Here is a 24,444-nt window from a genome sequence, read left to right as displayed (position 1 = left end):
CGGTCCGTGACTGGTCAGCGCACCAGGCCGAGCCCGGTGTACGTCCGGTCGTGCGCCGGGAAGTTCTCGTCGGTGTACGGGGCGTAGATCCAGGTGCGCAGCGAGTCCGCAGTCGTGTCGATCTCGACCAGCCGGACCGGGTTGGTCCGGGGCGAGTGGAAGGTCTGCAGGAAGGAGTGGATCCGGTTGCCGTGCACGCCGGTGTCCACCCGGGACGCCGCGGTGCCGGTGTGTCCGGAGAAGACGAACCGGATGTTGGGATAACGCCCGACCAGATTGTCGAAGAGGTACTGCGGGCTGGTGGAACCGTAGCCGGCGGCCTGACCGATGGTGGCGTCGCTCTCCAGGTAGTGGTGGGTGACGACGACCACGTTGTGCCCAGGGTGGGCGGCGACCACACCCTGCGCCCAGGCGACGGCCGCCCGGCGGGGCCACAGCTCCAGGGTCAGCACCAGCCAGCGCACCGCGCCGGCGGTGTAGGTGGCGTAGGCGTTGTCCACCTTGCCGGGCTCGAACCGACCCCGCACCGCACCGAAGCGCCCGGCGGTGAAGTACCGGTTGAACACGGTGGTGTCCCGCAGCAGCTGCCCGGCCGGACTCCGCAGTTCCCCGTCCGGGCCGGCGGCCTGGGTGTCGTGGTTGCCGACGGCGAGGGTGTACGGCGTGCCGGAGGTCTCCAGCGGGCGCAGCGCCGCCCGGGCGCGCTCGTACTGCACGTGGTCTGCGGTGTCGTAGTTGACCACGTCACCGGAGTGCGTGACGAAGCGCAGGTCGAGCGCGCCACGCTGGGCGACCAGCCAGCCGACGCGCTGGAGCAGCCGGGGGTCCGACGCGGTGAGCACCTCCTCCTGCGTGTCCGGCACCACCGCGAAGGCGAACGTGGTGTCCACCCCCGGTGGCGGCTGCATCCGGGCGTACGCCAGGTGCACGTTGCGATCGCAGTCGCTGGTGTACCGGTCGTTGAGCAACTCGATCCGGATGTCGTACCGGCCCTCGGCCAGCGGCGCACCGACCGCGTAGCCGCCGTAGTCGGTGGCGCTGGTCACGGTGGCCTCACCGGCCGGGGTGCCGTCCACGCTGACCCGGACGGTCGGCCAGCCGTCGCAGTGATCGCCGATGGCACCGATCAGCAGCCGGCCGGCGCCGTACACCGTCGTGGTGGCGTAGCTGGCGTTGCGCCACAGCGTCGCGTGGGTGCCCGAGGGTGGCTCCGGCGTGCCGGTCGCCGGCCGGATCGACCCGTTGACCACCGTGAACGGTGACGCCTCGCGCGCCGCACCCGCCAGCACGCCGGCCGACAGCACGACCACCACCGCCATGATCACACGAGCGATCCGCATGGCTGCCCCTCCCCTGTCCGCACTCCGGCCGATGCCGGACATCGGGATGCTAAGGCAGACCGACCGGACATCCCGGGACCACCGCGCGTACGCGCGGTATCGGCGTGTACGCGAGGAGTCGTCGGATCGGCTCGCCGGGATCGGCGTCAGTCCACGTCCACCCAGTCGAGCGTGCGCCGCACCGCCTTCTGCCAGCCGGCGTAGCCGGCCGCGCGCCGCTCCGACGACCAGGACGGCTGCCAGCGCCGGCTCTCGTTCCAGTTCGCCCGCAGCTCGTCGGTGTCCCGCCAGAAGCCGACGGCCAGCCCCGCGGCGTACGCCGCGCCGAGGGCGGTGGTCTCCGCGACCACCGGCCGGCTGACCGGCACGCCGAGGATGTCCGCCTGCAACTGCATGCACAGGTCGTTGGCGGTGACGCCACCGTCGACCTTGAGGCACTCCAGGCGTACGCCGGAGTCCTGTGCCATGGCCTCGGCGACGTCACGGCTCTGGTAGCAGATCGCCTCCAGGGTGGCGCGGGCGAGATGCGCGTCGGTGTTGTAGCGGGACAGGCCGACGATGGCGCCCCGGGCGTCGGAGCGCCAGTACGGGGCGAAGAGGCCGGAGAAGGCGGGTACGAAGTAGACACCGCCGTTGTCGGTGACCTGGCGGGCCAGGTCCTCGCTCTGCGCCGCACTGTTGATGATCTTCAGCTGGTCGCGCAGCCACTGCACCGCCGAACCGGTGACGGCGATCGAGCCTTCGAGGGCGTACGTCGGTGGCTGGTTGGCGAATTGGTAGCAGACCGTGGTGAGCAGACCGGACTGCGACCGGACGATGTCCGGGCCGGTGTTGAGCAGCATGAAGTTGCCCGTGCCGTAGGTGTTCTTGGCCTCGCCGGGCGCGAAGCAGACCTGCCCCACGGTGGCGGCCTGCTGGTCGCCGAGGTCCCCGGTGATCCGGACCGGACCGGCGAACGGACCGTTCGGCAGGGTCGCGCCGTACGCCTGCGGGTCGGACGAGGCGACGATCCGGGGCAGCATGGCACGGGGAATCCCGAAGAACGACAGCAACTCGTCGTCCCAGTCCAGCGTCTCCAGGTTCATCAACATCGTCCGGCTGGCGTTGGTCGGGTCCGTGACGTGCGTCCCGCCGTCGGTGCCACCGGTGAGATGCCACAGCAGCCAGGTGTCCGTGGTGCCGAAGACCGCCTCGCCGCGGTCGGCATCCGCCCGCACCCCGTCGACGTGCTCCAGGATCCACTGGATCTTGCCGCCGGAGAAGTAGGTGGCCGGCGGCAGGCCCGCCTTGCGCCGGATGACGTCGCCCCGACCGTCGCGATCCAGCGCCGAGGCGATGCGGTCGGTCCGGGTGTCCTGCCAGACGATGGCGTTGTAGTACGGCCGGCCGGTCCGCCGGTTCCACACCACGGTGGTCTCGCGCTGGTTGGTGATGCCGAGGGCCGCCAGGTCGGACGCGGCCAGGCTGTGCGTGTTCAGGGCCGTACGCACCACGGTCCGGGTCCGTTCCCAGATCTCCAGCGGGTTGTGCTCCACCCAGCCGGCGCGCGGCAGGAGCTGCTGGTGCTCGAGCTGGTGGCGACCCACCTCGTTACCACCGTGGTCGAAGATCATGAATCGGGTACTGGTGGTGCCCTGGTCCACGGCGCCGACGAAGTCAGCCATCCGAATCTCCTTGTCGTGGTCGTCGGGTCGGTACGGCTCGGGGTAGATCCTTCCCGATGCACCCCGCGATGTCCGCGACGGTTGCGGGTACCGTCTGGCAGACCGGCCGCGCCAGCTGCCACCTCGACGGGCGCGGTCGCACACCACCATCTGGCCGGGGTCCGCCACCGGCCACCGACGGCGGCTGCGCCGCTGCCGTCCCGCCGACATGCCTGCCACCGTCGGTGGCGCAGCCCGGGATCTGGAGCACGCTGATGCGGTATGACCTTCGCGGCCGGACCATCCTGATCACCGGCGCCGCCCGCGGCATCGGCGCCGAACTGGCCCGCGCCGCCGCCGCCCGGGGCGCCCGGGTCGCCCTGGTCGGGCTGGAACCCGGGCTGCTGCGGCAGCTCGCCGCGGAGTTGGACGGGCACTGGTACGAGTGCGACGTGACCGACCAGGCCGGGCTGGACGACGCCGTCGCCTCCACCATGCAGCGCTACGGCGGCATCGACGTGGTGGTCGCCAACGCCGGCATCGCCAACCTCGGCACCGTCGCGGTCGGGCCGGTCGACGCACTCGTACGCACCATCGAGGTGAACCTGAGCGGCGTGGTCCGCACGGTCGGCGCGGCGTTGCCGCACGTCCTGGCCGCCCGGGGGCACGTGCTGATCGTCTCGTCGGCCGCCGCCTTCGCCGCCATGCCGGGCATGGCCGCGTACTGCGCGTCCAAGGCGGGCGTCGAACAGTTCGGCAATGTGCTGCGGCTGGAGAACCGCCGCCGCGGGCTCACGGTCGGCACCGCCCACCCGATCTGGATCGACACCGACCTGGTCCGGGACATCCGCGACGACCTCGCGTCGTTCCGGGACGCACAGCGCAGGCTCCCCTGGCCGCTGAACACGGTGGTGGGTGTCGAGCGGTGCGCCGAGGCGTTGCTGCGCGGCATCGAGCGCCGCCGGCGCAAGGTGTACGTGCCCCGCTCGATCGCGCTCGTCCAGGCGTTGCGGCCGGTGGTGCTCAGCGGCTTCGCCGACCTGCTCGTCGACCGGTTCGGGGGCGCCGACCTGGCTGATCAGATGGACGAGGAGGTGCGTCGCCTGGGGCGTTCCTTCGGCCGGACCTCGGTCGAGGGCGGCTCCTGACGCTCCGGTGCCGCCCTGGCCGCCCTGGGGATCGTGACCCCGACCAGGGGATCCTTGCCCCTCGGCAAAGGTCGCGGATGTTGCCGGACGACGTAATCTGCCTGCATGAGCAACCTTGGCCGGCCGGACGCCAGGGGCCCCGGCGGCCCGTCTCCCGGCGGCGGCGAGGTGACCTCCCTGCTGTCCCAGTCGTTCACCGCCCAGACGGTGACCGCGCTACGGCACCTGCTGGCTGCCCGGATCGCCGCGGCGGGTCTGACCGGCGACGTCGCCGAGGATCTCGTCCTGGCCGTGCACGAGTTGGTGACCAACGCCGTGCTGCACGGTGGCGGCCACGGCCGGCTCGACCTGTTCCGGCAGGCCGACCTGCTCATCTGCGAGGTCACCGACAGCGGCCACCAGCCGGGCGGCGACCTGGCGGTGAACCTGCCGGCGACGAACACGCCGGGCGGGCGGGGGCTCTGGTTGGCCCATCACCTGACCGGAGCGTTGACGCTCGCCCGCCGGCCCGACGGCATGACGGCGACCGTCACCGCCCGTCTGATCACCTGACCGGCGGGCACATCCCGGTCGCCCGAGGTCCGCGCCGACCACCGCCGCACCGCGGGGCGGTGCGGCGGCCGGCCCAGCCGGTCAGCGGTTCTGCTTCTCCTGGCAGGGCACGCAGAACCGGGCGTGCGGCAGGATCTCCAGACGTTCGCGCGGGATCGCCGTGCCACACCGCTCGCAGTTGCCGTAGCGGCCGGCGGTGAGGCGCCGCAGCGCCCCGGAGATCTGCTCCAGGCTCTGGCGGGCGGCGGCGATCATCGCGGCGTTGGTGTGCGCCTCCGTCGGATCCCCGGTGTCCGCCGTCAGTTGGGTCAGCCGGGCGCTCTGGGCCTCGAACTCTTCGGTCAGGGTGGCCTCGAGTTCGGTGAGCCACTGCTTGTCGTAGGTGCCGGTACTCATGTCGGATTCCCTCCGGATAAAAAGAAAGGGCCGAAGCTGTCCGCTTCGCCCCTGGCCGTCCCTGCTGGTGGAGGGTGCCGGCGGACTCCGGCCGGCGGGACGCGGCTGGCCGTGGCCGGCCTCTGCCGGAACCCGTCCGGGGCGGGCCGCCGCCGGGTGCGTACCCGGGTCAGCCGGCACCGACGCCGCCGTGGCTACGGCGACGCGGGTGGGCAGGGCGGCGGGACGCATCGGACCACCATAGGGGCACACCGGCCGGAAACCAACGCGAATCCGCGATAACGGGCCCGCGGGAGTATCGCTGGAACCATCCGAAAAGGTACTGACGTCCGCAGACCATCCCGTCGGCGGATCAATGCCGTTAAGGTGACGGCGGCGGAGGAGTTCGACCGGCCCTCCCGCGCCGGGTCGAGCCACCCCGGCGCCAGCTCCCGTCGGCCGGGTCCGGCCCGGAGGAGGTGCGATGTCGGCGGCGGTGCGGGACTTCTTCGACGGTCTCGCCAGCGGTGGCGGCCGGATGCTGCGCCAGGTCTCCGGCACCGTCCGCTTCGACCTGCGCTACCCCGAGCGCGTCGACCACTGGTTGGTCCGCATCGACCGGGGACGGATCGCGGTGTCCCAGAGCGGCGCGGACGACGCCGACACCGTGATCCACACCGACGAGGCGCTTTTCCTGCGGATGGCCCACGGCGAGGTCAAGCCACTGCCGGCGTGGCTGCGCAACGACTTCACCGCCGACGGCGAGTTCCGTTTCGTGGTCATGCTGGAGCGCCTGTTCGCCCCGCCGCCCGCCGCGCGCCACCCCCGGGACATGGCCCGACGCCCGAGCCCGGCGGCAGATCGGGAGTCACGGTGAAGAAGCTGGTCCGCATCCTCGACGGCAACGTCTTCGCGCTCAGCGAGGACAACGGGGACATGGTCTTCGGCGCCGCCAACCCGAGCGGCTTCTTCGCCTTCGACACCCGCTTCCTGTCCACCTGGCAGCTCGTCCTCGACGGCGAACAGCTGCACCCACTGGCCGTGCACGAGCCGAGCTGCAACGAGATCCGCTTCTTCCTGGTCCCCGGACATCCGACCCACTACGTGGACGCGAAGGTCTCGGTCATCCGCGACCGGTGGATCTCCGGCAACGCCTTCACCGAACGCCTCACCCTGCTCAACCACACCAACGAACCCGTCGACCACGTGCTGCGGGTCGACGTCGACAGCGACTTCGCCCCGGTCTTCGACGTCGTCTGGCCGCACGGGTCGGCGCCCCGCGGCTACCGCGAGGTGACGGAAAACGGCCTGCGTCTGGGATACCGGCGAGACAGGTTCCACCGGGTCGCCGACGTCTCGACCAGCGAGCCGGCCGAACTCGACAAACGCGGGTTGACGTTCCGGATCCGGGTCGACCGGCAAGGCAAATGGAACACGATCCTCCAGGTCAAGAGCCTGGTGCTGCGCCCGGACGGACAGGACATCCGGGACCGGCTGCGTCACCCGCAGGGCCAGATCGAGGGCCAACCGCGCCACGACCTGAGCCGGTGGCTCGCCGAGGCACCCCGGTTGCACGCCGACTGGGAGCCGTTGACCATGACGTACCAGCGGGGCCTGGTCGACCTGGCCGGCCTGCGCTTCTCCCCGTTGGCCCTGCCGCACGAGACCACGTTCGCGGCCGGGTTGCCCTGGTCGGCCACCATCATCGGCCGGGACAACATCCTCACCTGCTTCCAGACGCTGCCCTTCGTCCCCCGGCTGGCGGCCACCACGCTGCGCCTGCTCGCCCTCGACCAGGGCACGGTGCTCGACGACTTCCGGGACGAGGAACCCGGGAAGATACTCAACGAGTTCCGGTACGGGGAGATGGCCGCCTTCGAGCAGCGACCCCAGTCACCGTACTTCGGCGGGGCGGACGTCACACCGCTGTTCGTGGTGCTGCTGGACGAGTACGAGCGGTGGACCGGTGACGGCGCCCTGATCCGGGACCTGGAGGACGCCGGCCGCGCGGCGTTGAACTGGATCGACGAGTACGGCGACCTGCGCGGCGACGGCTACCTCTGGTACCAGCCGCGCAACGAGCAGAGCGGGGCCGACAACCACTGCTGGAAGGACACCCCGGAGGCCATCTGTTACCGCGACGGCCGCCTGCCCGGGCTGCCGCGCGCCACCTGCGAGTTGCAGGGCTACGCGTACGACGCGAAGCGACGCGGCGCCCGGCTGGCCCGCCAGTTCTGGGGCGACCCGGCGTACGCCGACCGCCTGGAACGGGAGGCGGCGGAACTCAAGGAACGGTTCAACCGGGACTTCTGGATCGACGGCAGCGAGTACTACGCGCTGGCACTCGGCCCCGACGGCGACCAGGTGGACGCGCTCGCGTCGAACATGGGCCACCTGTTGTGGAGCGGCATCGTCGACGGGGCACGGGCCGGCGCGGTCGCCGGTCACCTGCTCGGGCCGCGGCTCTTCTCCGGCTGGGGGGTGCGGACGCTCGCCACCGGACAGGTCCGCTACAACCCGCTCGGTTATCACCTGGGCACCGTCTGGCCGTTCGACAACTCGCTGATCGCCCTCGGGCTGAGCCGGTACGGCTTCCTCCAGGAGGCGGGGATGATCGCCGAGGCCGTGGTGGAGGCGGCCCAGCACTTCGCCGGGCGGATGCCGGAGACCTTCGCCGGCTACGAACGGGACCTGACCCGCTACCCGGTGCCGTTTCCGGCGGCGAACAGCCCGCAGGCCTCCGCGACCGGGGCCACCTTCCTGCTGCTGCGCACCCTGCTCGGCCTGGAGCCCTACGGCGAGCACCTGGTGGTGCACCCGGCCATCCCACCGCGCTTCGGCCGGATCGAGTTGCTCGACATCCCGGGACGGTGGGGCCGCAAGGACGCCATCGGCAGCGCCCGCACCTCCGGCATTTGAACCATTGCTTATATAAGTCCTCCCTGATGAGCAGGCACCGTGCATGCCTTCGACATGCTCGGCGATCCGGTCCGGCGGCGGATCCTGGAGTTGCTCGCCGGCGGCGAGAGCGACTTCTGGACGGCCAGCAGCGAGCAACGGTACGAGGTGAGCCTCGCCGCCGGCACCAGCCCCGACGAGGCCCGGGCCGCCGCCGACCGGACCACCGCCTTCCACACCGGCGCCCCCCAGGGCTGACCGGGGCCACTCCCGCCCGGGACGGCAGCGCCTGGGTGTGCCCGGGTAACCTGCTGCGCCATGACCGGCGTGGCGTACTCGCACTGTTCGTACTGCGGCTCGGCCTATCCGGTGGGGGCCGGCTGGCCCCGGCTCTGCGCGACCTGCGGCCAGCAGGTCTGGCGCAACCCGCTGCCCGTGGCCGTGGCCGTGCAGCCGGTACGGACCGGCACCGGCCTGGGCGTGGTCGTCGTCCGGCGGGACATCGAGCCCGCCCGGGGGCTGCTCGCGCTGCCCGGCGGCTTCATCGAGTACGGCGAACAGTGGCGCGACGCGCTGGTCCGTGAGCTGCGCGAGGAGACCGGGCTGCTCGCCGAACCCGCTGGCGCGGAACTGGTCGCGGTGCACAGCGCTCCGGCCGGCGGCACCATGATGATCTTCGGGGAGCTGCCGGTACGCCCGGCCGAGGAGCTTCCGCCGTCGAGGCCGACGGCGGAAGCCACCGAATGGCTGGTGTTGACCGAGCCGACCGAGCTGGCGTTCTCCACCCACACCCGGGTACTCGCCGACTTCTTCGCCCGCCGGCCGGGCTGACCCGCTCTCCGGGCCCCGGAGGCCGCGGGCCGCCCGGCCGGGCGCGCCGTGCCCGGCCGGGCACGGCGGCAGTGCTGCCCGCCCGTCCGAGGCGTGGTCGGCGCCTCGGCGGGTAGACGGGCGACGCCGCGCCGGGCGGCCCGGCGGCGGGTCCGCGACGCACGGGCCCGCGGACAGTTCCGGGGGGCGGATGACCAGCGAACCGGGGACGTCTGACGACGTCGTGGAGTTGCGGGTGCACGGCGTGTCCGGCGCCGGAGCCGAACAGATCCTGGACCGTCCGCACAGCCATCAGGTCGCCGGAGACGGCAGTGGCGGCTTCTACCGCCCGCGCCCCGGCTATCCGGACAGCAAGGGTCCGGCCGGGGTGACGCTGGAGGCGTACCGGTGGAGCGACCTGCCCTCGGGCACCACGGTCCGGACGCTGTCGCTGATGTTCCTGCTGCCCTTCATGCTCTGCAACGTCGCCATCTGGATGCGACCGCCCCGTCGAGGGAGCGGGGTCGGGGCGGGCCTCAAGGCGATCTGCCGACTGCTCGCCCTCACGCTGACCATGCTGTACGTACTCGCGGCGATGGGGGTGGCGCTCGACCTGATCGCCTGGCGGTGCCTGCCCAATCCGTCCTGCCTCTCCGGACGCCCGTGGCTGTCCTGGCTCGGTGGTCGGTCGCCAGGCGTGACGCTGGCGGTGTTCGCGCTGCTACCGGCCGCGGCGCTCGGCTTGGTCTGGCGCCTCGGTGCCCGTCCCGGGCACAACTTCGACGCCTTCCACACCTCCGCGACCGCCTCCGGGCCGCATCAACTCAGCGCGGTCGGCCAGTGGGACGCCGCGCCGATCGTGGGCCGGCTGCGCTCGCTGCACGTCGCCGCCGGCTTCACGACGCTCAACCTCGGGCTGCTCGCCGCCCGGATCGATTCCGGACCGTCGGTCGCCAGCGTCGCGCTGGCCGCCGTCGCCGCCCTGCTGCTGCTCGCCTGCGTCGCCCTGCTCTGCGCGCACCCGTTGATCGACGCACCCGGGCCCCGTCCGCTGGTGGACCGGCTGACCGGCGGCTTGCGCACCGCCGCCGTCGCCGTTACCCCGGCGGTGCTGGCTCTCGTGGCCCTGGATCCGACGCCGTGGCAGGTGCGCGAGGGGCTGCCCGGATACGCCATGGCGGTGGGCCTGATCATCCTCGCACAGGCGGTACTGCTGTTCGTGCTCGGGACGATGGTGCTGGCCGGCCGCAGTCGGCGCCGGGTCACCACGCGCGGAGCGGACGGGCTCTACGCCGCCCGAACGGACGACGGGGTGGAAACCGACGAGATGCGGCGCGGGCTCGGCCGCGACGGGCTCGGCGCCGGGCCGTTGCAGGGGCTGGGTGCCCCGGCGATCGCCGCCACCGCCACCGGCCTGGCGGTGGCGATCTCCGCAGATCTCGTCTACCGGGTCGCCGACCTGCTCAACCGCCGCGCCGCCGCCGACGGGGAACCGGAGATCAGCCCACCGCTGGGCTACAAGTGGGCCATCTTCGTGTTCCTCGTGGCCGCCGCGACCACCCTGGTGGCGGCCGTCGTCCTCAGCCTGTCCAGCCGACCCTGGCGGATGCGCACCGCCCGGGCGACCGTGGCCCGCGACCACCCCGACGCGCCGCCTGCCGCCCGGTACCGGCTGCACCAGATCGAGCGCATGATCGCCCGGGCCCGGTTCACCGAACGCGTGGAGATACTCGCCGTGGTCTATGCCTGCGTCGTCGGCGCGGGCATGCCCACGAGCCTGCTCGGCATGCTGGGGCTGGCCCCGTCGACGGTGGTCGAACGGTTGACCGGGATACCGGCGGCGGCGACCAACTTCGGCATCCAGGTGGGCAGCTTCCTCATCGCGGTGGTGGTGATCGCCCTGCTCGTCGGCGGCATCTTCGCCTACCGGACGGCCGAGTTCCGCCGGTTCGTGGGCGTCGTGTGGGACCTGGGCACCTTCTGGCCCCGGGTGGCCCACCCCTTCGCGCCGCCCTGCTATGCCGAGCGGGCGGTGCCGGAGCTGACCCGGCGGATCGTCTACCTCACCGAGCAGGGCCACGGCGTGCTGCTGAGCGGGCACAGCCACGGTTCGGTGCTGCTCGCCGCCACCGTGCTCCAGTTGCCACCCAAGGTGTGCGGTCGGCTCGCGCTGCTGACCTACGGCTCACCGTTGCGCCGGCTCTACGCGCGGTTGTTCCCGGCCTACGTCGACGAGCAGGTGCTGCACGAGGTCGGCGAGCGGGTGAACTGGCGGTGGATCAACCTGTGGCGCGACACCGACCCGATCGGCGGCTGGGTCTTCTCGCCGCACCGGCCGGGCCGGCGACCGGTGACGCCCGGTCCGCCCGGCACGGTCGATCGCCGGCTGCGCGACCCGCGGCAGGTGGTGGCCCCGCCCGGCGACAGCGTTCCCCCACCGACGATCGGGCATTGGCCGGGCGAGTCCGACCCCGCTTCGACGCCGCGGTGGTCGACCTGGCCGGCCGGCTGCGCGCCCGGCTGGCGGAATCCGGCGGGCCGGACTGAGCCATCCGCACCCGGCTCGGCAGGAGATATCCTTCGCCGGATGGGCACCTCCCGCGACACCGGACGGATGCTGATCGCGTCGAACCGCAAGGCCCGACACGACTACACGGTCCTCAAGACCTACGAGGCGGGCATCGTGCTGGCCGGCACCGAGGTCAAGTCGCTGCGGGAGCGACGCGTGTCGCTGGTGGACGCCTTCGCCCAGGAACGCGACGAGGAGATCATGCTGTACGGCCTGCACATCGCGGAGTACGGCTACGGCACCTGGACCAATCACACACCCCGGCGTACCCGCAAGCTGTTGCTGCGCCGGGCGGAGATCGCCCGGATCCTGGCCCAGACGCGCGCGGGCGGGATCACCCTGGTGCCGCTGTCGATGTACTTCTCCGGCGGCTGGGCCAAGGTCGAACTCGCCCTGGCCAGGGGCCGCAGGTCGTACGACAAGCGGCAGGCGCTCGCCGAGCGCGACGCCGACCGGGAGATCGCCCGCGAGCTGGGCCGCCGGCTCAAGGGTCGGTTCGGGCGGGGCTGAGCCGGACCGACCGCGCCACGCATCCGGGGCGGACGACCGGCCGGGTGCGCTCATCTCGGGGACCGCGACCGGCCCGGGCGCGCGATCGAGCCGGGCCTCAGCCCGAGGCCGGCACCAGGCCGGCGCAGCGCGGATCCGGCGAGGCGGCAGGGCCACGCGGCATCATCCAGTCCAGGGCCGTGTCCTCCACCGGCCAGCCGGCCACGTCCACCCGGCTGGCCGGCATCCGTCCGGCATCGGGGCACAGCACCTGGCCCCGGACCTCGTCGTTGGGCAGGAACCGGACCTCACCGAAGCGGTCCAGCACGATCGTCATCCGGTCGGTCACGGTGACCGCCTCACCCAGGACGACCTCCCGGGTGACCGGCCTACCGACCTCGACGGCCACCGCCGGCAGCAGCGGCACCCGCAGGAACACCACCCCCATCAGCAACGGCACCAACGCGCCGACCGTGTAGGTGAGAATGCGCGTGAGCGCCGGGGCTGTCCCCGCCGGCACCGGCCCGGTCAACACCAGCGCACCGGCCGGCGGCAGCACCAACAGCAGGGCGGTGGCCCACTCACCGTGGCCGGCGGCCGCCCAGATGGCCGGTGCGAGCCAGGCGTAGCAGGCCGCCGCGACGACCACCGGCAGCACCAGGCCGGTGGTGACCAGCAGCCGCGGCCGGTCCGGGAACCGGTTGCGGGTACGCAGGGCGACCAGCCACAGCAGCAGCATCGCCAGGGTCGGGAGGAACCGTAGCTGCCAGGTCAGCGCGGCCAGCGCCGCCGTCACCACCAGCACCCAGTCCGGCGTACGCGCCGTGGCGTACGCCAGCAGTGAGCGCTCCGCGTCGAACCGGTCCGGCGCGCTCACCTGGAGGAGCCGGCCGAGCACGGCGGGCACCAGGACCACCAGCGGCACCGCCCAGACCAGTGCGATCAGCAGGGCGCTGAGCAGCCCCAACGGGCTGACGTACTGCACGAGCAGCAACATCGTGGACATGTCCTGCCGGCTGAGCCGCCACAGCCGCAGCACCAGCAGCAGCACCGGAAAGGCCGGCAGCAGGGTCAGCAGCCACTGTTGCGCCTGGCGGGCGCCCGAGCGCCGGTCGGCGGCACCGGCCGTGGTCGGTGCGGATATGGCAGCGCGAACCTCTCCCACGGCCACCGCCGCACCTCCACCATGTCCTCCGGCGCGGGTTCCGGCTGGCGGTCCACCGCGACCTGCTGCGGGTCGTTGTACTTCTGCTCGGCGCCGAGGTACCTGTCGAAGGCCGACCGCCAGCGGTCCCCGTCCGGCCCGGTCGCCGACTCCTGGAGCGAGAGGTTGACCAGGTCGCGCAGCTCCGGTTTGGTGCCGGTGTTGACGCCCCACAGCTCCGAACCGTCGGCGCCGACGTCCCAGTGCCGCAGCTCCCGCACCCGCTCCAGTTTGGTCATCGGGGGCAGCTCGCCGGCCGGGCGGGGGCCCACGAAGCCGGCCAGGATCGCCGCGTCGGTGGTGACCGCGTCCACGGTGCCGTCGTACAGCTCCTGGATGCACTCGCTGATCCGGTTGCGGCCCCGCGCCTGCGCCCCCAACTCGGTCAGGTTCCGCTCCGAGGTCGACGTCGAGATGGTGCAGACCTTCCGGCCGGCGAGATCGCGCAGGCTGGTCACCGGACGATCGTCCGAGGCGAGGGTGACCACCGACTGTTCGGTCTCCAGATAGGGCGCGGAGAAGATCACCCCCTGCTCGCGGCGCCGCTCGGTGATGCTGTACGAGGCGACCACCAGGTCGACGGTGACGAACCGGCCGTCGGTGGTGCGAGCCTGCCTGCGGGCGCGGTCCTCGCTCTCGATGGGCAGGAAGGTCACCCGCGGGGCATCGAAGCCCAGGTCGTCCGCGATCATGTAGGCGATCTCGATGTCGAAACCCTCGAACGCGCCGTTCTCCAGTTGCTGCGACACCCCCGGCTGGTCGTCCTTGACGCCGATGAGCAGGGTCTGCTTGCCGGTCAGCCCGGCGCGTTCGCGCAGTTGCTCACGGCTGGGTGGCCCGACGGCGGCGACCACCCGGACCACCGCGGCGACGAGCACCACCAGCAGCAGGAGCAACGCGACGAGGCGCAGCCGCCGGCCGCGCGCCGTGCCACCGGGTCCACCGGCCCGCTCCGGGCCCGCGCCCGTGGCCGATCCGTCGAACTCGCTCATCGTCACCCCCGTCGATCGCCGACCGCGAGTGGTCCATTGTGGCCGACGGCAGCCACCGGGTGACCCACAGTTACCCAAGCGTGACCGTACCGCCCGGCGGGCCCACGAGGCCGCGCCGCGCCGTCACACCCGAACCCGACCGCCGGACCGTGCCGGCACCGGGTCGGTCAGTCGGCGAGCAGGTCGGCGTGGGCCGCGCGCAGCCGCGCGAGCAGCGAGTCGGTGCCCGGCGGAACCCGCCGATCCAGCTCGGCCCACACTTCGGCGAGCGCCGAGGTGACCGCACGCAGCTCGGCGGCGTGCCGGCGGCTGCTCTGCTGCCGCTGGGCGTCGAGGCGCCGGGACCACCCGGCGGTGACCTCGGCGAGGCGGTCGGCGTCGGCGCGGGCCTCGGCGGCGGTGCGGGCGGCGACCGCCGGCACGATCGCGGCGACCGGGCGGGGATCGCCGTCGCGGGTGACCACGGTGACGGTGTCGGTCAGCGCCGCAAGGGCGACGAGTTGGCTGAGTCGGGTGCGCACCTCGCGCAGGGGCAGCGAGCGCGCCGGGCCGTTTCGGGGGGTGAGGGCGGGGACAGCCATGAATACATGCTCGGTGTCGGGTACGACACTTTCCGCGACAGTCCACCGGCGAGCGCGGCCCGCTCCCCTCGCCGCCGTCGCCCGTCGGGTTGACGGGGGCGAGGGATCACCCGCGACAGCACGCTCGGGTCGGCTCGACCGGGGCGGAGGCGAAGCCCTCCCTCCGGTCAGCCCGGCGGACGGTCCCGGCGGGACGGGAACTGTGCGCCCGGGCGGGCCAGGGTGGATCGGGCGCGCAGCCCCACCGGGTCGGGCGTGGTCGCCCCGGCCGGACCGACCCCGGACGACGCCGGTGTCTGCCGGGCGTCGAGATACGCGACGGCGGCCCGGTCCTCGTCGGTGGGCGCGGCGAGCAGCGCGTAGACCAGTCCCACCACACCGAAGATCACCAGCAGCACGATCGGGATCAGCAGCGTGCCCACCCCGGCACCGGTGACCTCGCCGCGCTGCTCGTGCAGGTGCACCGACAGGGCGCTCATCCCGGTGAAGTGCATGCCGTTGACCGCCACGCCCATCACCAACGCAGAGGCGAAGATGGCCGACCCGCGGCGGACGGTCACCGCCAGCCAGAGCGCGACGGTCGCCGCGACCACGGCGATCAACACCGACAGGCCCACCCGGAAGTTGTCGTAGAGCAGCCGGCCGTCCAACCGCATCGCGGCCATCCCGCTGTAGTGCATCGCCGCCACCCCGGCGCCGGTGAACAGGCCACCGGCGCCGATGCGCACCGCCGAGAGTCGGCCGGTGCCCACGATCGTCAGCCCGATGCCGACCGCCAGCACCGCGATCAGCGCGCTGGCGACGGTGATCGGCACGTCGTAGCGGATCCGGGACCCGGTCACCGCGAAGCCCAGCATCGCCATGAAGTGCATGGTCCAGATCGCGGTGCCGCCGAGAGCCCAGGCGGCCAGCGTCCCCCACCAGACCTTCTGACCCGTGCTGGTCGCGGTCCGGATCCGGCCGGCACAGATCAGCCCGAGGATCGAGCCGAGCACCGACAGCGCGTAACTGAGCGCCGGTGTGATCCAGCCGTACTCAAAGTGATTGATGTCCGCCAAGACGGCTCCCCCCAGAGCTGCTACCGGCGCATAGCCCACGCGCCGATGACATGATCCGGGACGTCCCCACCAGGCACAATAGGCCTCCAGGGGGATTTCGGGGCGTGGCGCCACGGTGACGTAGCGATGCGTCGGTTCGGCCGGCGGGCCGAACACGGACGGTTTACTCAGGCCGGCGAGTGGTAGGCCAGGACGCCCCGGTTGACGGCACCGATCGCCTGCCGTGCGGTGGCCCGCAACTCGACCGTGGCGCCACCGGAGTCGGCCAGTTGACCGAGCAGGTCCACCACCTGCCGGGCCCACCGGACGAAGTCGCCGGCCGGCATCTCGCCATCGAGCTCATGGCCACTGGCCAGCACCTTCGCCAGCGCGTCGCCGCGAGCCCATCGATAGATCGGCCAGGCGAAGCCCAGGTCCGGCTCGCGGGTGACGGCCAGTCCGCGCGACGCCTCGTCGGCCTCGATCTCGCTCCACAACTTCAGCGTCGCGTCGACCGCCTCGGCGACCGCGCCGCGCGGCAGCGAGGCCCGCTCGTCGACATCGCGGCGGGCCTCGAAGACCACCACCGAGACCGCCGCGGCCAACTCGGCCGGCGACAACCCGTCCCAGACGCCGCGGCGCAGACACTCCGCCACCAGCAGGTCCGCCTCCGTCCAGATCCGCCCCAACATCCGCCCGGCGTCGGTCACCGCGCCCTCCGCCGCGAGGTACCCGCGAGCGGTGAGCAACGCCACGATCCGATCGAAGGTGCGTGCCAACGATCCCGTCCGGCCGGCGACCCGCTGGCGCAGCTCCTCGGTGTCCCGCTCCAGCCGGCGGCGGCGCTCCGCCCAGCGGGCGTGCTCCTCCCGCTCCGGACACGCATGGCAGGGGTGGCGGCGCAACTCGGTCCGGAGCTGGGACAGCTGGTCGTCCTCCCCCGCCTGCCGGCCCCGGGCGCCCCGGCGGGAGTGCCGGTCCAGGCCGGTGCCGCTGACCTGCGCCGCCAGGTCGCGCCGGGCGGCCGGGTTGCGATGGTTGAAGTGCTTCGGCACCCGGATCCGCGCCAGCACCTCGGCCGGGGTGGTGAAGTCGCCGGGGCTGATCCGCCCGGCCCACCGGTCCTGGGTGAGCACGAGCGGGCGTGGCTCGCTGAAGCCACCGGCCGCCGGGTCGAGCACCACCGCCAGACCGGCGCGGCGCCCGGACGGCACCCGGATCACGTCGCCGATCCGCAGCCGCTCCAGGGCCGCCACCGCCGCCGCCCGGCGCTGGCTCTGCCCCTGCCGGGCGATGGCCCGCTCCCGGTCGGCGATGGCCACACGCAGGGCGAAGTACTCCTCGAAATCACCGTGGTGGCAGTCCGCCTCCGCGCCGTACGCCTCGACCGTCTCGGTGTTGCGCTGCACCTGCCGGGCCAGGCCGACCACCGACCGGTCGGCCTGGAACTGCGCGAACGACGACTCGAGCAGCGCCCGGGCCGGATCCGCGCCGACGCTGCCGACCAGGTTCACCGCCATGTTGTACGACGGCCGGAAGCTGGAACGCAGCGGGTAGGTGCGGGTGGAGGCCAACCCCGCCACGTGCCGCGGGTCGGTCTCGGGGGACCACACCACCACGGCGTGCCCCTCGACGTCGATGCCCCGCCGCCCGGCCCGCCCGGTGAGCTGGGTGTACTCCCCCGGCGTCAGGTCGACGTGCGCCTCGCCGTTGTATTTGACCAGGCGTTCCAGCACCACGCAGCGGGCCGGCATGTTGATGCCGAGGGCGAGCGTCTCGGTGGCGAAGACCGCCTTGACCAGCCCACGGACGAACAGTTCCTCGACCACCTCCTTGAAGGCCGGCAGCATTCCGGCGTGGTGGGCCGCCAGCCCGCGCTCCAGTCCGTCGAGCCACTCCCAGTAGCCCAGCACCGACAGGTCCTCGCCGGGGATCGCCGTCACCCTGGCCTCCACCACCCGGCGGATCTCCGCCCGCTCCTCGGGCGAGGTGAGCCGCAGCCCGGCGGCCAGGCACTGCTGCACCGCCGCGTCGCAACCGGCCCGGCTGAAGATGAACAGGATCGCCGGCAGCAGCCCCTCGCGGTCCAGTCGATCGACGATGTCCGCCCGCATCGGCCCCCGCCAGCGCGGGCCACGCCGCCCGGCACCCGGCCCGGCGGAGCGTCCCTCGCCCAGGTCGAGGCGACGCATCGTCTCCCGGGTGTAGCGCAGCAGCTCCGGGTGCACGTCGTGCTTACGAGCAGCGGCGGCGTCGTGGAACAGGTCGAACATCCGCTTGCCGACCAGCATGTGCTGCCACAGCGGCACCGGACGGTGCTCGCTGACCACCACCGTGGTCTCGCCCCGCACGGTGATCAGCCAGTCGGCGAACTCCTCGGCGTTGGACACGGTCGCCGACAGCGACACCAGGGTGACCGCGGCGGGCAGATGGATGATGACCTCCTCCCACACCCCACCGCGAAACCGGTCGGCCAGGTAGTGCACCTCGTCCATCACCACGTACGCCAGGCCCTGCAAGGTGGCCGAGCCGGCGTAGAGCATGTTGCGCAGCACCTCGGTGGTCATCACCACCACCGGCGCGTCGCCGTTGATGGCGTTGTCGCCGGTGAGCAGCCCCACCTGCGCGGCGCCGTAGCGGTCCACCAGGTCGTGGTACTTCTGGTTCGACAGCGCCTTGATCGGCGTGGTGTAGAAGCACTTGCGCCGGGCACCGTCCGCCGGCGCCGGCTGACCGGGCGCGCCACGCAGCGCCAGGTGTACGGCGAACTCACCGACCACCGTCTTACCGGCCCCGGTGGGCGCGCACACCAACACACCGCTGCCCCGCTCCAGGGCCTGACACGACTCCCGCTGGAAGTCGTCGAGGTCGAACCCCAGGTCGGAGGTGAATTCCTCCAACGCCGGGAACTGTGAGGTCTGGGCGGCCCGGCGGCGCGCCGCGGCGTACCGCTCGGCGGGGCTCGACATGTCCCCAAGATTAGTGCGTGCCCCCGGTGGGCACCCGGCAAGGCCGTCCGGCCGGGCGGTCGGAGTGGGTCGGTAGGGTGCACGACGTGCCGGATCATGCCGAACCGACCAGCGCCGGGCCCGACGCCGACGATCGGGGGCCCTCGCGCCGGCCCGTGAAGGCGGTGCTGTTCGACTTCCACGGCACCCTCGCGCAGGTGGAGGAGCCCAGCCAGTGGGTGTTGGCCGCCGCGGCGGCGTGCGGCGGGCGGCTGGACCGGGCCCGCGCCACCGCCCTGGCCGACCGGCTGGTCACCGCGGGCCGCGCCGGTGGGCCGCTACCCGCCCGGGTGCCACCCCACCTGGCCGAGTTGTGGGCCGACCGGGATCTCTACGAGCACGCCCACCGGGGGGCGTACACCGGGCTGGCCGGCTTGGTCGACGCCGGCATCGACGGGCTCGCCGAGGCGCTCTACGAGCGGGTGCTGGTGCCGGCGGGCTGGGTACCCTACCCCGACACCCGGCCGACCCTGGCCGCGCTGCGTGCGGCCGGCGTTCGGGTGGCGGTGGTCAGCAACGTCGGCTTCGACATCCGGCCGATCTTCGATGCCTGGGGGCTCGCCGAGTTGGTCGACGCCCACGTCCTGTCGTACGAGGTGGGCCGCTGCAAGCCGGACCCGGCGATCTTCTGGCGGGCCTGCGGCCTGCTCGGCGTCGACCCGGAGGAGGCCCTGATGGTCGGGGACACCCCCGCCGATGCCGGCGCTGTCGCGGCCGGCTGCGCCGCCCTGATCCTGCCCGCCGCCGACCCCGGCCGCCCCAACGGCCTCGGCTCCATCCTCGACCTCCTCCGCTCCCCCTGACCCTCGACTTCCGCGATCATGCAGTTGTGGCGCCCGATTTAGCCCGACAAGTGAACTGTGTTAGGTGCCACAAGTGCATGATCGACGAGGCGTCGGTCAGCGTCAGCGGAGGAGGCGGATGGCGGCGGGGACCGCGGTGACCATGAGGGGGAGAGCCAGGGAACGCTCGCCGTCGGCATAGCTGGTGATGCCCTCCGCCGCCACGGTGACCGTGCGGGCGCGGTAGGTGCGCACCAGCGGGTGAGCGACGTGGGTGCCGGCGTAGATGCGCGGCTTGACCCGGATCAGCGTACGCCGGTCGAACCGACCGCCGACCACCACGTCGAGCAGGCCGTCGGTCAGGTCCGCGTCCGGGCAGATCCGCATCCCGCCGCCGTAACTGGCGCCGTTGCCGACCGCCACCAGCACCGCGTCCACCTCGATCCGCTCACCGTCGAGAGTGAGGGTGTACCGACGTGGGCGCAGCCGGACCAGTTCCACCAGGATCGCCAGGTCGTAGCGGCGGGGCCCGCGCGGCCAGCGCATCCGGTTGGCCCGCTCGTTGACGACCGCGTCGAACCCGGCCGCGAGGACCGCACCGTACCAGCGGACGGCACCGTCGGCCCCGGTCATCCGGGCCAGGTCGACCCGCCGGACGCGCCCCCGCGCAGGGCCGCCGCGATGACGTCCACCGCCGCGCGCGGGTCGGCCGGATAGCCGGTCTCGACCGCGAAGTCGTTGCCGGTGCCGGCCGGAACCGGGCCGAACGGCACCGAGGTTCCGGCCACGGCCTGCATCGCCCGATGGACTGTCCCGTCGCCGCCCACCGCGACCAGCGCGCCAGCACCCTCGGCGACGGCGGCGCGGCAGGCCGACTCGGCCTCGGTGGCGGTGCCGGCCCGCAACAGCCGAACCGGCCGGCCCGCCGCCGAGAGCCGGTCCAGCAGATCCGGCAGCAGTCCCCGGTGCCGGCCACGCCCGGCGGTCGGGTTCGCCAGCACGGCGACCGGCCCGTCGGGGATCGGAACGTGATCGTCTGCGGTCACGGCGAGCACCGTACCGCCACGGTCAACGCAGTTGCCTTCCGCGTCGGTCAGGTCACGTCGTCGTAGCGCCGCTCGATCGGCCTGGGCCGGACCACCGGCTCGGGGGCGTCGACCGGGGTGACCGAGTCGACCGGTTGACCCGCCTCGACCCGCTCCCGGTCGAACTCCAGCGGGGAGACCTCGTCGTCGTCGATGCCAGCGTAGATCTCCTTGCCGCGTCCCCGGCGCCGGTCGTTGAGGAACGCGACCCCGACCGCGGCGAAGTAGAGCGCGCAGAGACAGATCGCCAGCGCGGTCATGCCGAACGGGTCCGGCGTCGGGGTCACCACCGCGGAGAAGGCGAAGAAGACGAAGACCGCGACCCGCCACCAGCTGAGCAGCCGCTTGGCGCTGGCGATGCCGACGAAGTTGAGCATCAGCACGATCAGCGGAAACTCGAACGCCACCCCGAACATCAGAATCAGGTTCGTGATGAACGATATGTAACGGGTGATGTCGAGGGTCGTGTTGATGTCGTCGCCGGAGATCTGCAGCAGGAACTCCAGCCCCTTCGCGGCCACGAAGTACGCCAGCACCGCGCCAGCGGCGAACAACGGCGCCGCCAGCGCGGTGAAGGCGTAGGCGTACCGCCGCTCGTTGCGGTGCAGGCCCGGCGCGATGAAGGCCCAGAGCTGGTAGAGCCAGATCGGTGCGGCGAGGATCAGTCCGACCCAGAGGCCGATCTTCAGGTTGAGCAGAAACAGGTCTGCCGGACCGAGCTGGACGAAGTTGCACCGGCCGTCGGCCAGTTGACTCCCGGGCAGCTGGCAGTACGGCTGCGACAGCAGCTCGCGGACCGGCCCGGCCAGCCAGAGGCCGACGCCGAAGCCGATCAGGATGGCCAGCGACGCCTTGAAGAGCCGGTTACGCAGTTCGCGGACGTGCTCGACGAGGGTCATCGAGCCGTCGGCGGCCCGCTCGAAACTGGTCGGTCCGCGCTTGAGGAGTCCGAAGGCCACGATTACCGGACCCGGTGATCAGTTCTCGCGGACGCGCTGCACCGGGTCGACGACCGGCTGCTGCACGGTGCCCTGGTAAGGCTGCTGCTGCGCCTGCTGCGTGGGCTGCTCCGGCGGGTACGGCTGGTAGCCGGCCTGCGCGTCGGCCTTGCCGGCGAGGTCGCGGTCGTCGTCGGCCAGGCTCTTGGTCTCGGCCTTGATGATCCGCAGCGAGCGGCCCAGGGAACGGGCCGCGTCGGGGAGCCGCTTCGCGCCGAAGAGGAGGATCAGCACGACCACGAGTACGGCGATGTGCCACGGCTTGAGGACATGCATGGAAGGCTCCAGTCGCACTGTGTCGATGAGGGTGATGCCGCAGCCATCGTACGTGCGTCAACGGCCGTTGCCACCCGCCAGGGAGGTGGTGGTTGGTCCCAGCAGGTGAAGTCTCTTCCAACCGCAAGTGTCTCGTCAACCAGGCGAGTGGATCGTGCTGCGCGAAACCGGGCCGCCGCGTGCAGGAGCGAGCACCCACGGTGGCGGACCGGCGGTGGCGCCGCTCAGTCGCCGCGACGCGACCGGATCAGGGTGAGCCGCTGCTGGGTCGTCTCCAGCCGGCTCTGCAGACCCTCGGCGTGCTGCTGGAGGGTCTCCGCGGCCACGCCCAGCGACGCCGCCTCGTCGGCACGTCGCTGCAACTTCGCCGCTGCCCGCCGCAGCCGGGGCAGCCGCGCCAGCACGGGTCGCACGGCCAGCGCCAGCACGACCAGCGGCACCAGCACCAGCGCGAGCACGATCCACTTCAGCACGGCCGCCAGCCTACTGCCTGTCGCCCGCCGCCGCCGGTTCAGCACCGGCCGGCACCGGCCTCGCGTACGCCTCCAGGGCCGCCACCGCCGTGTCACGGACCTGCTCGGCCAGCTCCGCCGGGGCGACGACCCCCACGTCCGGACCCAGCCCGAGCACGAACCGACGGGCCCAGCCGAGATCGGCGACCCGCATCGAGACCACCCACCGCTCGCCGTCGGCCTCGACCCGCTCGCACGGGTAGTACTCGGTGATCCAGCGTTCGCCCCGACCGATCCGCAACGTGATCAGCGGCAGGTCGGCCGAGGGGCGGAACGCCCCCTCGCGCAGGTCCTGCGGTCGGGCCTGCGGCGGCACGACGGCGGGCTCGGCCAGCTCGGTGACCGCGTCGATGCGGTCGGCGCGGAACAGCCGCACCGCCTCGGCCCGCCGGCACCACGCCTCCACGTACGTCCGGCCACCGACCATCAGCACCCGCAGCGGGTCGATGACGCGCTCGGTGGTCTCGTCCCGGGCGGCGGTGTAGTAGGTGATGCGCAGCGCCCGCCCACCCTCGACCGCGGCGCGCAGCTGCTCCACCCGCCCGGTGTCGCCGGGCAGCCGCACCTCCACCGGGGCGGTGACCAGGTCGCCGGCCGCGTCCTCGATCTTCGCGAGAGCCCGCTCGACGGCCTCCCGGTTGGCCACCCCGGGTGTCTCGGCCAGCATCCGCAACGCCACCACCAGCGCGAGCGCCTCGTCCGGGGTGAGCCGCAGCGGCCGATCGATGCCGGCGTCGTAGGTGATGGTCACCCGGTCACCGTCGAACGCCATGTCGATCAGATCACCCGGGCCGTACCCGGGCAGCCCGCACACCCACAGCAGTTCCAGGTCCTCCCGCAACTGCCGCTCGGTGACGCCCAGGTCGCCGGCCGCCTCGGCGATCTCGATGCCCGGCCGGGCGAGCAGGTATGGCACCAGATTCAGCAGCCGGGCGAGCCGGTCGGCGGAGGTGCGGGAGCCGGGCCTCGCGCTCACCGGACCGCCCCGCCGTTCGCGACCGCGGGGCTCGCAGGCTCACTCCTCGCGCTCACCGGGTCACCGCCAGCGTGTCGTGCCGGGTGGCGATCTCCTTGAGCCGCTGGATGACCGCCTCGCGAACCTCGGGCGGATCGAGCACCCGCACGTCGGGGCCGTAGCCGACGAGGTGCCCGGCGAGGGAGTCGGCGTCGCCGTACGGCAGGACCAGCCGGTCCGCCACCGGCCCGGCGGTGACCTCCACCGCCCAGCGGCGCAGCCCGGCGGCGCGTCCGGGGTGACCAGCACGGTCGCCCGGCCGGGCCGCTCGGTCGGGCCGGACCAGCGCGCCACGTGGCTGATCAGGTCGACGCCGGCCGGCGGCTGGTACGCCGCCGCCGCGCCGGTGGCCCGGACCGACCCCACCACCCGGGACAACCGGAAGCAGCGGGTGGCGTCGCGGTCCAGGTCGTGGCCGACGACGTACCACCGGCCCCGCCAGCAGACCACTCCCCAGGGTTGCAGCCGGCGGCGGTCGGACGCGTCCCGGTCCGGCACCCGGTAGTCGAAGCGGACCTCGCGCCGGTCCCGCGCGGCGGCCGTCAGGGGTGCGAAGGCCGGGTCGACGGTGACCATCGGCTCCAGCCCGAGAGTGGCCTGCGGGTCCACGTCCACGCCGGCGGCGCGCAGCTTCGCCAGCCCGGACGAGGCGGCGGCGGCCAGCCCGGCGTGCTGCCACAACCGCGCCGCGATGCCCACCGCGGCGGCCTCGTCCGGCTTGAGGGGAATGTCGGGCAGCGCGTACTCCCGCCGCGCGATCCGGTATCCGGGCTCCGCGTCGAACGCGCTCGCCGTCCCGGTCTCCAGCGGTACGCCCAACTCGCGCAGTTCGGCCTTGTCCCGCTCGAACTTGCGCTGGAACGCCTCATGGTCGCGAGCGTCGTCCGGATCGTGCTCGTAACCGGGCACGGTCGCGGCGATCTGCGCGGCGGTCAGGAACCGCCGCGTAGACAGTAGGCAGATCACCAGGTTGACCAGGCGTTCGGTGCGGCTACGCGACACGCCGTAGACGCTAGCAGCCAACCCCCCTCCCCCACGCACCCCCGCACCCGCGCGCCGCCCCCACCCCACCCCACCCCACCGCGAGCGTTGATCATGAGGTTGGCGGCAGGTATGGAGATCGAAGTCGC

The 24,444-nt window shown here is 72.8% G+C and carries 19 protein-coding genes and 3 pseudogenes; 8 read left to right on the top strand and 14 right to left on the bottom strand.

Annotated features, from left to right (window positions below):
• Window positions 1-14 precede the first annotated feature (14 nt).
• Together KIF24_RS12595 and glpK are read right to left on the bottom strand one after the other, a co-directional pair.
• On the bottom strand, window positions 15-1,340 hold the full coding sequence (locus tag KIF24_RS12595; RefSeq protein WP_221084202.1) for a metallophosphoesterase: 1,326 nt from the start codon (window positions 1,338-1,340) through the stop codon (window positions 15-17).
• A 146-nt stretch (window positions 1,341-1,486) separates the two neighbouring features.
• Complete coding sequence (gene glpK, locus KIF24_RS12590) at window positions 1,487-3,004, bottom strand: glycerol kinase GlpK (RefSeq protein ID WP_221084201.1); 1,518 nt, start codon at window positions 3,002-3,004, stop codon at window positions 1,487-1,489.
• 254 nt (window positions 3,005-3,258) lie between these two features.
• On the opposite strand from glpK, the gene KIF24_RS12585 reads away from it, so the two are divergent.
• Window positions 3,259-4,131: an SDR family oxidoreductase gene (locus KIF24_RS12585; protein ID WP_221084200.1), complete on the top strand. Its 873-nt coding sequence runs from the start codon at window positions 3,259-3,261 to the stop codon at window positions 4,129-4,131.
• A gap of 105 nt (window positions 4,132-4,236) precedes the next feature.
• Window positions 4,237-4,683, top strand: coding sequence for an ATP-binding protein (locus KIF24_RS12580; RefSeq protein WP_221084199.1), 447 nt, complete (start codon window positions 4,237-4,239; stop codon window positions 4,681-4,683).
• Between the two features lie 81 nt (window positions 4,684-4,764).
• Here KIF24_RS12580 and KIF24_RS12575 read toward each other — a convergent pair whose 3' ends face one another.
• Window positions 4,765-5,079, bottom strand: a complete 315-nt coding sequence (locus tag KIF24_RS12575) for a TraR/DksA family transcriptional regulator (protein WP_221084198.1) — start codon at window positions 5,077-5,079, stop codon at window positions 4,765-4,767.
• A gap of 463 nt (window positions 5,080-5,542) precedes the next feature.
• On the opposite strand from KIF24_RS12575, the gene KIF24_RS12570 reads away from it, so the two are divergent.
• From KIF24_RS12570 to smpB, 5 genes and pseudogenes are all read left to right on the top strand, one after another.
• Window positions 5,543-5,935, top strand: a complete 393-nt coding sequence (locus KIF24_RS12570; protein WP_221084197.1) for an SCP2 sterol-binding domain-containing protein — start codon at window positions 5,543-5,545, stop codon at window positions 5,933-5,935.
• Window positions 5,932-7,977, top strand: coding sequence for an amylo-alpha-1,6-glucosidase (locus KIF24_RS12565; protein WP_221084196.1), 2,046 nt, complete (start codon window positions 5,932-5,934; stop codon window positions 7,975-7,977). Before KIF24_RS12570 ends, KIF24_RS12565 begins: the two co-directional genes overlap by 4 nt.
• 39 nt (window positions 7,978-8,016) lie before the next feature.
• A pseudogene (locus tag KIF24_RS34445) lies at window positions 8,017-8,086 on the top strand (transcriptional regulator); the annotation flags it as partial.
• Window positions 8,087-8,274: 188 nt separating this feature from the next.
• A complete protein-coding gene (locus tag KIF24_RS12555; protein WP_221084195.1) occupies window positions 8,275-8,787 on the top strand; it encodes an NUDIX domain-containing protein in 513 nt (170 codons plus the stop codon).
• Between the two features lie 2,566 nt (window positions 8,788-11,353).
• The gene (smpB, locus tag KIF24_RS12545) at window positions 11,354-11,845 is read left to right on the top strand and encodes an SsrA-binding protein SmpB (RefSeq protein WP_221084194.1); all 492 of its coding nucleotides are present in this window, start codon (window positions 11,354-11,356) and stop codon (window positions 11,843-11,845) included.
• A 97-nt stretch (window positions 11,846-11,942) separates the two neighbouring features.
• Here smpB and KIF24_RS12540 read toward each other — a convergent pair whose 3' ends face one another.
• From KIF24_RS12540 to KIF24_RS12520, 5 genes are all read right to left on the bottom strand, one after another.
• On the bottom strand, window positions 11,943-12,989 hold the full coding sequence (locus KIF24_RS12540) for a hypothetical protein (RefSeq protein WP_221084193.1): 1,047 nt from the start codon (window positions 12,987-12,989) through the stop codon (window positions 11,943-11,945).
• On the bottom strand, window positions 12,896-14,020 hold the full coding sequence (locus tag KIF24_RS12535) for a transporter substrate-binding domain-containing protein (RefSeq protein ID WP_221084192.1): 1,125 nt from the start codon (window positions 14,018-14,020) through the stop codon (window positions 12,896-12,898). Before KIF24_RS12535 ends, KIF24_RS12540 begins: the two co-directional genes overlap by 94 nt.
• A gap of 167 nt (window positions 14,021-14,187) precedes the next feature.
• Window positions 14,188-14,601, bottom strand: coding sequence for a type II toxin-antitoxin system Phd/YefM family antitoxin (locus KIF24_RS12530; protein ID WP_221084191.1), 414 nt, complete (start codon window positions 14,599-14,601; stop codon window positions 14,188-14,190).
• Between the two features lie 167 nt (window positions 14,602-14,768).
• Window positions 14,769-15,659, bottom strand: coding sequence for an MHYT domain-containing protein (locus KIF24_RS12525; protein WP_221084190.1), 891 nt, complete (start codon window positions 15,657-15,659; stop codon window positions 14,769-14,771).
• A gap of 167 nt (window positions 15,660-15,826) precedes the next feature.
• A complete protein-coding gene (locus KIF24_RS12520) occupies window positions 15,827-18,607 on the bottom strand; it encodes a DEAD/DEAH box helicase (protein WP_221084189.1) in 2,781 nt (926 codons plus the stop codon).
• 86 nt (window positions 18,608-18,693) lie between these two features.
• On the opposite strand from KIF24_RS12520, the gene KIF24_RS12515 reads away from it, so the two are divergent.
• Window positions 18,694-19,449, top strand: coding sequence for an HAD family hydrolase (locus KIF24_RS12515; RefSeq protein ID WP_331461093.1), 756 nt, complete (start codon window positions 18,694-18,696; stop codon window positions 19,447-19,449).
• Window positions 19,450-19,551: 102 nt separating this feature from the next.
• Here KIF24_RS12515 and KIF24_RS12510 read toward each other — a convergent pair.
• The 6 genes and pseudogenes from KIF24_RS12510 to KIF24_RS12485 all read right to left on the bottom strand — a co-directional run bounded on the left by KIF24_RS12510 (window position 19,552) and on the right by KIF24_RS12485 (window position 24,316).
• Window positions 19,552-20,483: pseudogene (locus KIF24_RS12510) on the bottom strand (diacylglycerol kinase).
• Window positions 20,484-20,521: 38 nt separating this feature from the next.
• The gene (gene tatC / locus KIF24_RS12505) at window positions 20,522-21,472 is read right to left on the bottom strand and encodes a twin-arginine translocase subunit TatC (protein ID WP_221084187.1); all 951 of its coding nucleotides are present in this window, start codon (window positions 21,470-21,472) and stop codon (window positions 20,522-20,524) included.
• 18 nt (window positions 21,473-21,490) lie between these two features.
• The gene (gene tatA, locus KIF24_RS12500; protein ID WP_221084186.1) at window positions 21,491-21,787 is read right to left on the bottom strand and encodes a Sec-independent protein translocase subunit TatA; all 297 of its coding nucleotides are present in this window, start codon (window positions 21,785-21,787) and stop codon (window positions 21,491-21,493) included.
• 224 nt (window positions 21,788-22,011) lie between these two features.
• Complete coding sequence (locus KIF24_RS12495; RefSeq protein ID WP_221084185.1) at window positions 22,012-22,260, bottom strand: hypothetical protein; 249 nt, start codon at window positions 22,258-22,260, stop codon at window positions 22,012-22,014.
• Window positions 22,261-22,270: 10 nt separating this feature from the next.
• Complete coding sequence (locus KIF24_RS12490) at window positions 22,271-23,275, bottom strand: helix-turn-helix transcriptional regulator (RefSeq protein ID WP_221084184.1); 1,005 nt, start codon at window positions 23,273-23,275, stop codon at window positions 22,271-22,273.
• A 52-nt stretch (window positions 23,276-23,327) separates the two neighbouring features.
• Window positions 23,328-24,316: pseudogene (locus KIF24_RS12485) on the bottom strand (helix-turn-helix transcriptional regulator).
• Window positions 24,317-24,444 lie beyond the last annotated feature (128 nt).

It is taken from the genome of Micromonospora tarapacensis, assembly GCF_019697375.1.
GTDB classification, from domain to species: Bacteria; Actinomycetota; Actinomycetes; order Mycobacteriales; family Micromonosporaceae; genus Micromonospora; species Micromonospora tarapacensis.
This window is presented reverse-complemented; position numbering and strand designations above follow the sequence as displayed.

Coding starts and splice junctions, on each gene's coding strand:
- tatA (WP_221084186.1), bottom strand. CDS start 21,787: ATGCATGTCCTCAAGCCGTGGCACATCGCCGTACTCGTGGTCGTGCTG.
- KIF24_RS12520 (WP_221084189.1), bottom strand. CDS start 18,607: ATGTCGAGCCCCGCCGAGCGGTACGCCGCGGCGCGCCGCCGGGCCGCC.
- KIF24_RS12555 (WP_221084195.1), top strand. CDS start 8,275: ATGACCGGCGTGGCGTACTCGCACTGTTCGTACTGCGGCTCGGCCTAT.
- KIF24_RS12530 (WP_221084191.1), bottom strand. CDS start 14,601: ATGGCTGTCCCCGCCCTCACCCCCCGAAACGGCCCGGCGCGCTCGCTG.
- KIF24_RS12595 (WP_221084202.1), bottom strand. CDS start 1,340: ATGCGGATCGCTCGTGTGATCATGGCGGTGGTGGTCGTGCTGTCGGCC.
- KIF24_RS12535 (WP_221084192.1), bottom strand. CDS start 14,020: ATGAGCGAGTTCGACGGATCGGCCACGGGCGCGGGCCCGGAGCGGGCC.
- glpK (WP_221084201.1), bottom strand. CDS start 3,004: ATGGCTGACTTCGTCGGCGCCGTGGACCAGGGCACCACCAGTACCCGA.
- KIF24_RS12575 (WP_221084198.1), bottom strand. CDS start 5,079: ATGAGTACCGGCACCTACGACAAGCAGTGGCTCACCGAACTCGAGGCC.
- smpB (WP_221084194.1), top strand. CDS start 11,354: ATGGGCACCTCCCGCGACACCGGACGGATGCTGATCGCGTCGAACCGC.
- KIF24_RS12580 (WP_221084199.1), top strand. CDS start 4,237: ATGAGCAACCTTGGCCGGCCGGACGCCAGGGGCCCCGGCGGCCCGTCT.
- KIF24_RS12585 (WP_221084200.1), top strand. CDS start 3,259: ATGCGGTATGACCTTCGCGGCCGGACCATCCTGATCACCGGCGCCGCC.
- KIF24_RS12570 (WP_221084197.1), top strand. CDS start 5,543: ATGTCGGCGGCGGTGCGGGACTTCTTCGACGGTCTCGCCAGCGGTGGC.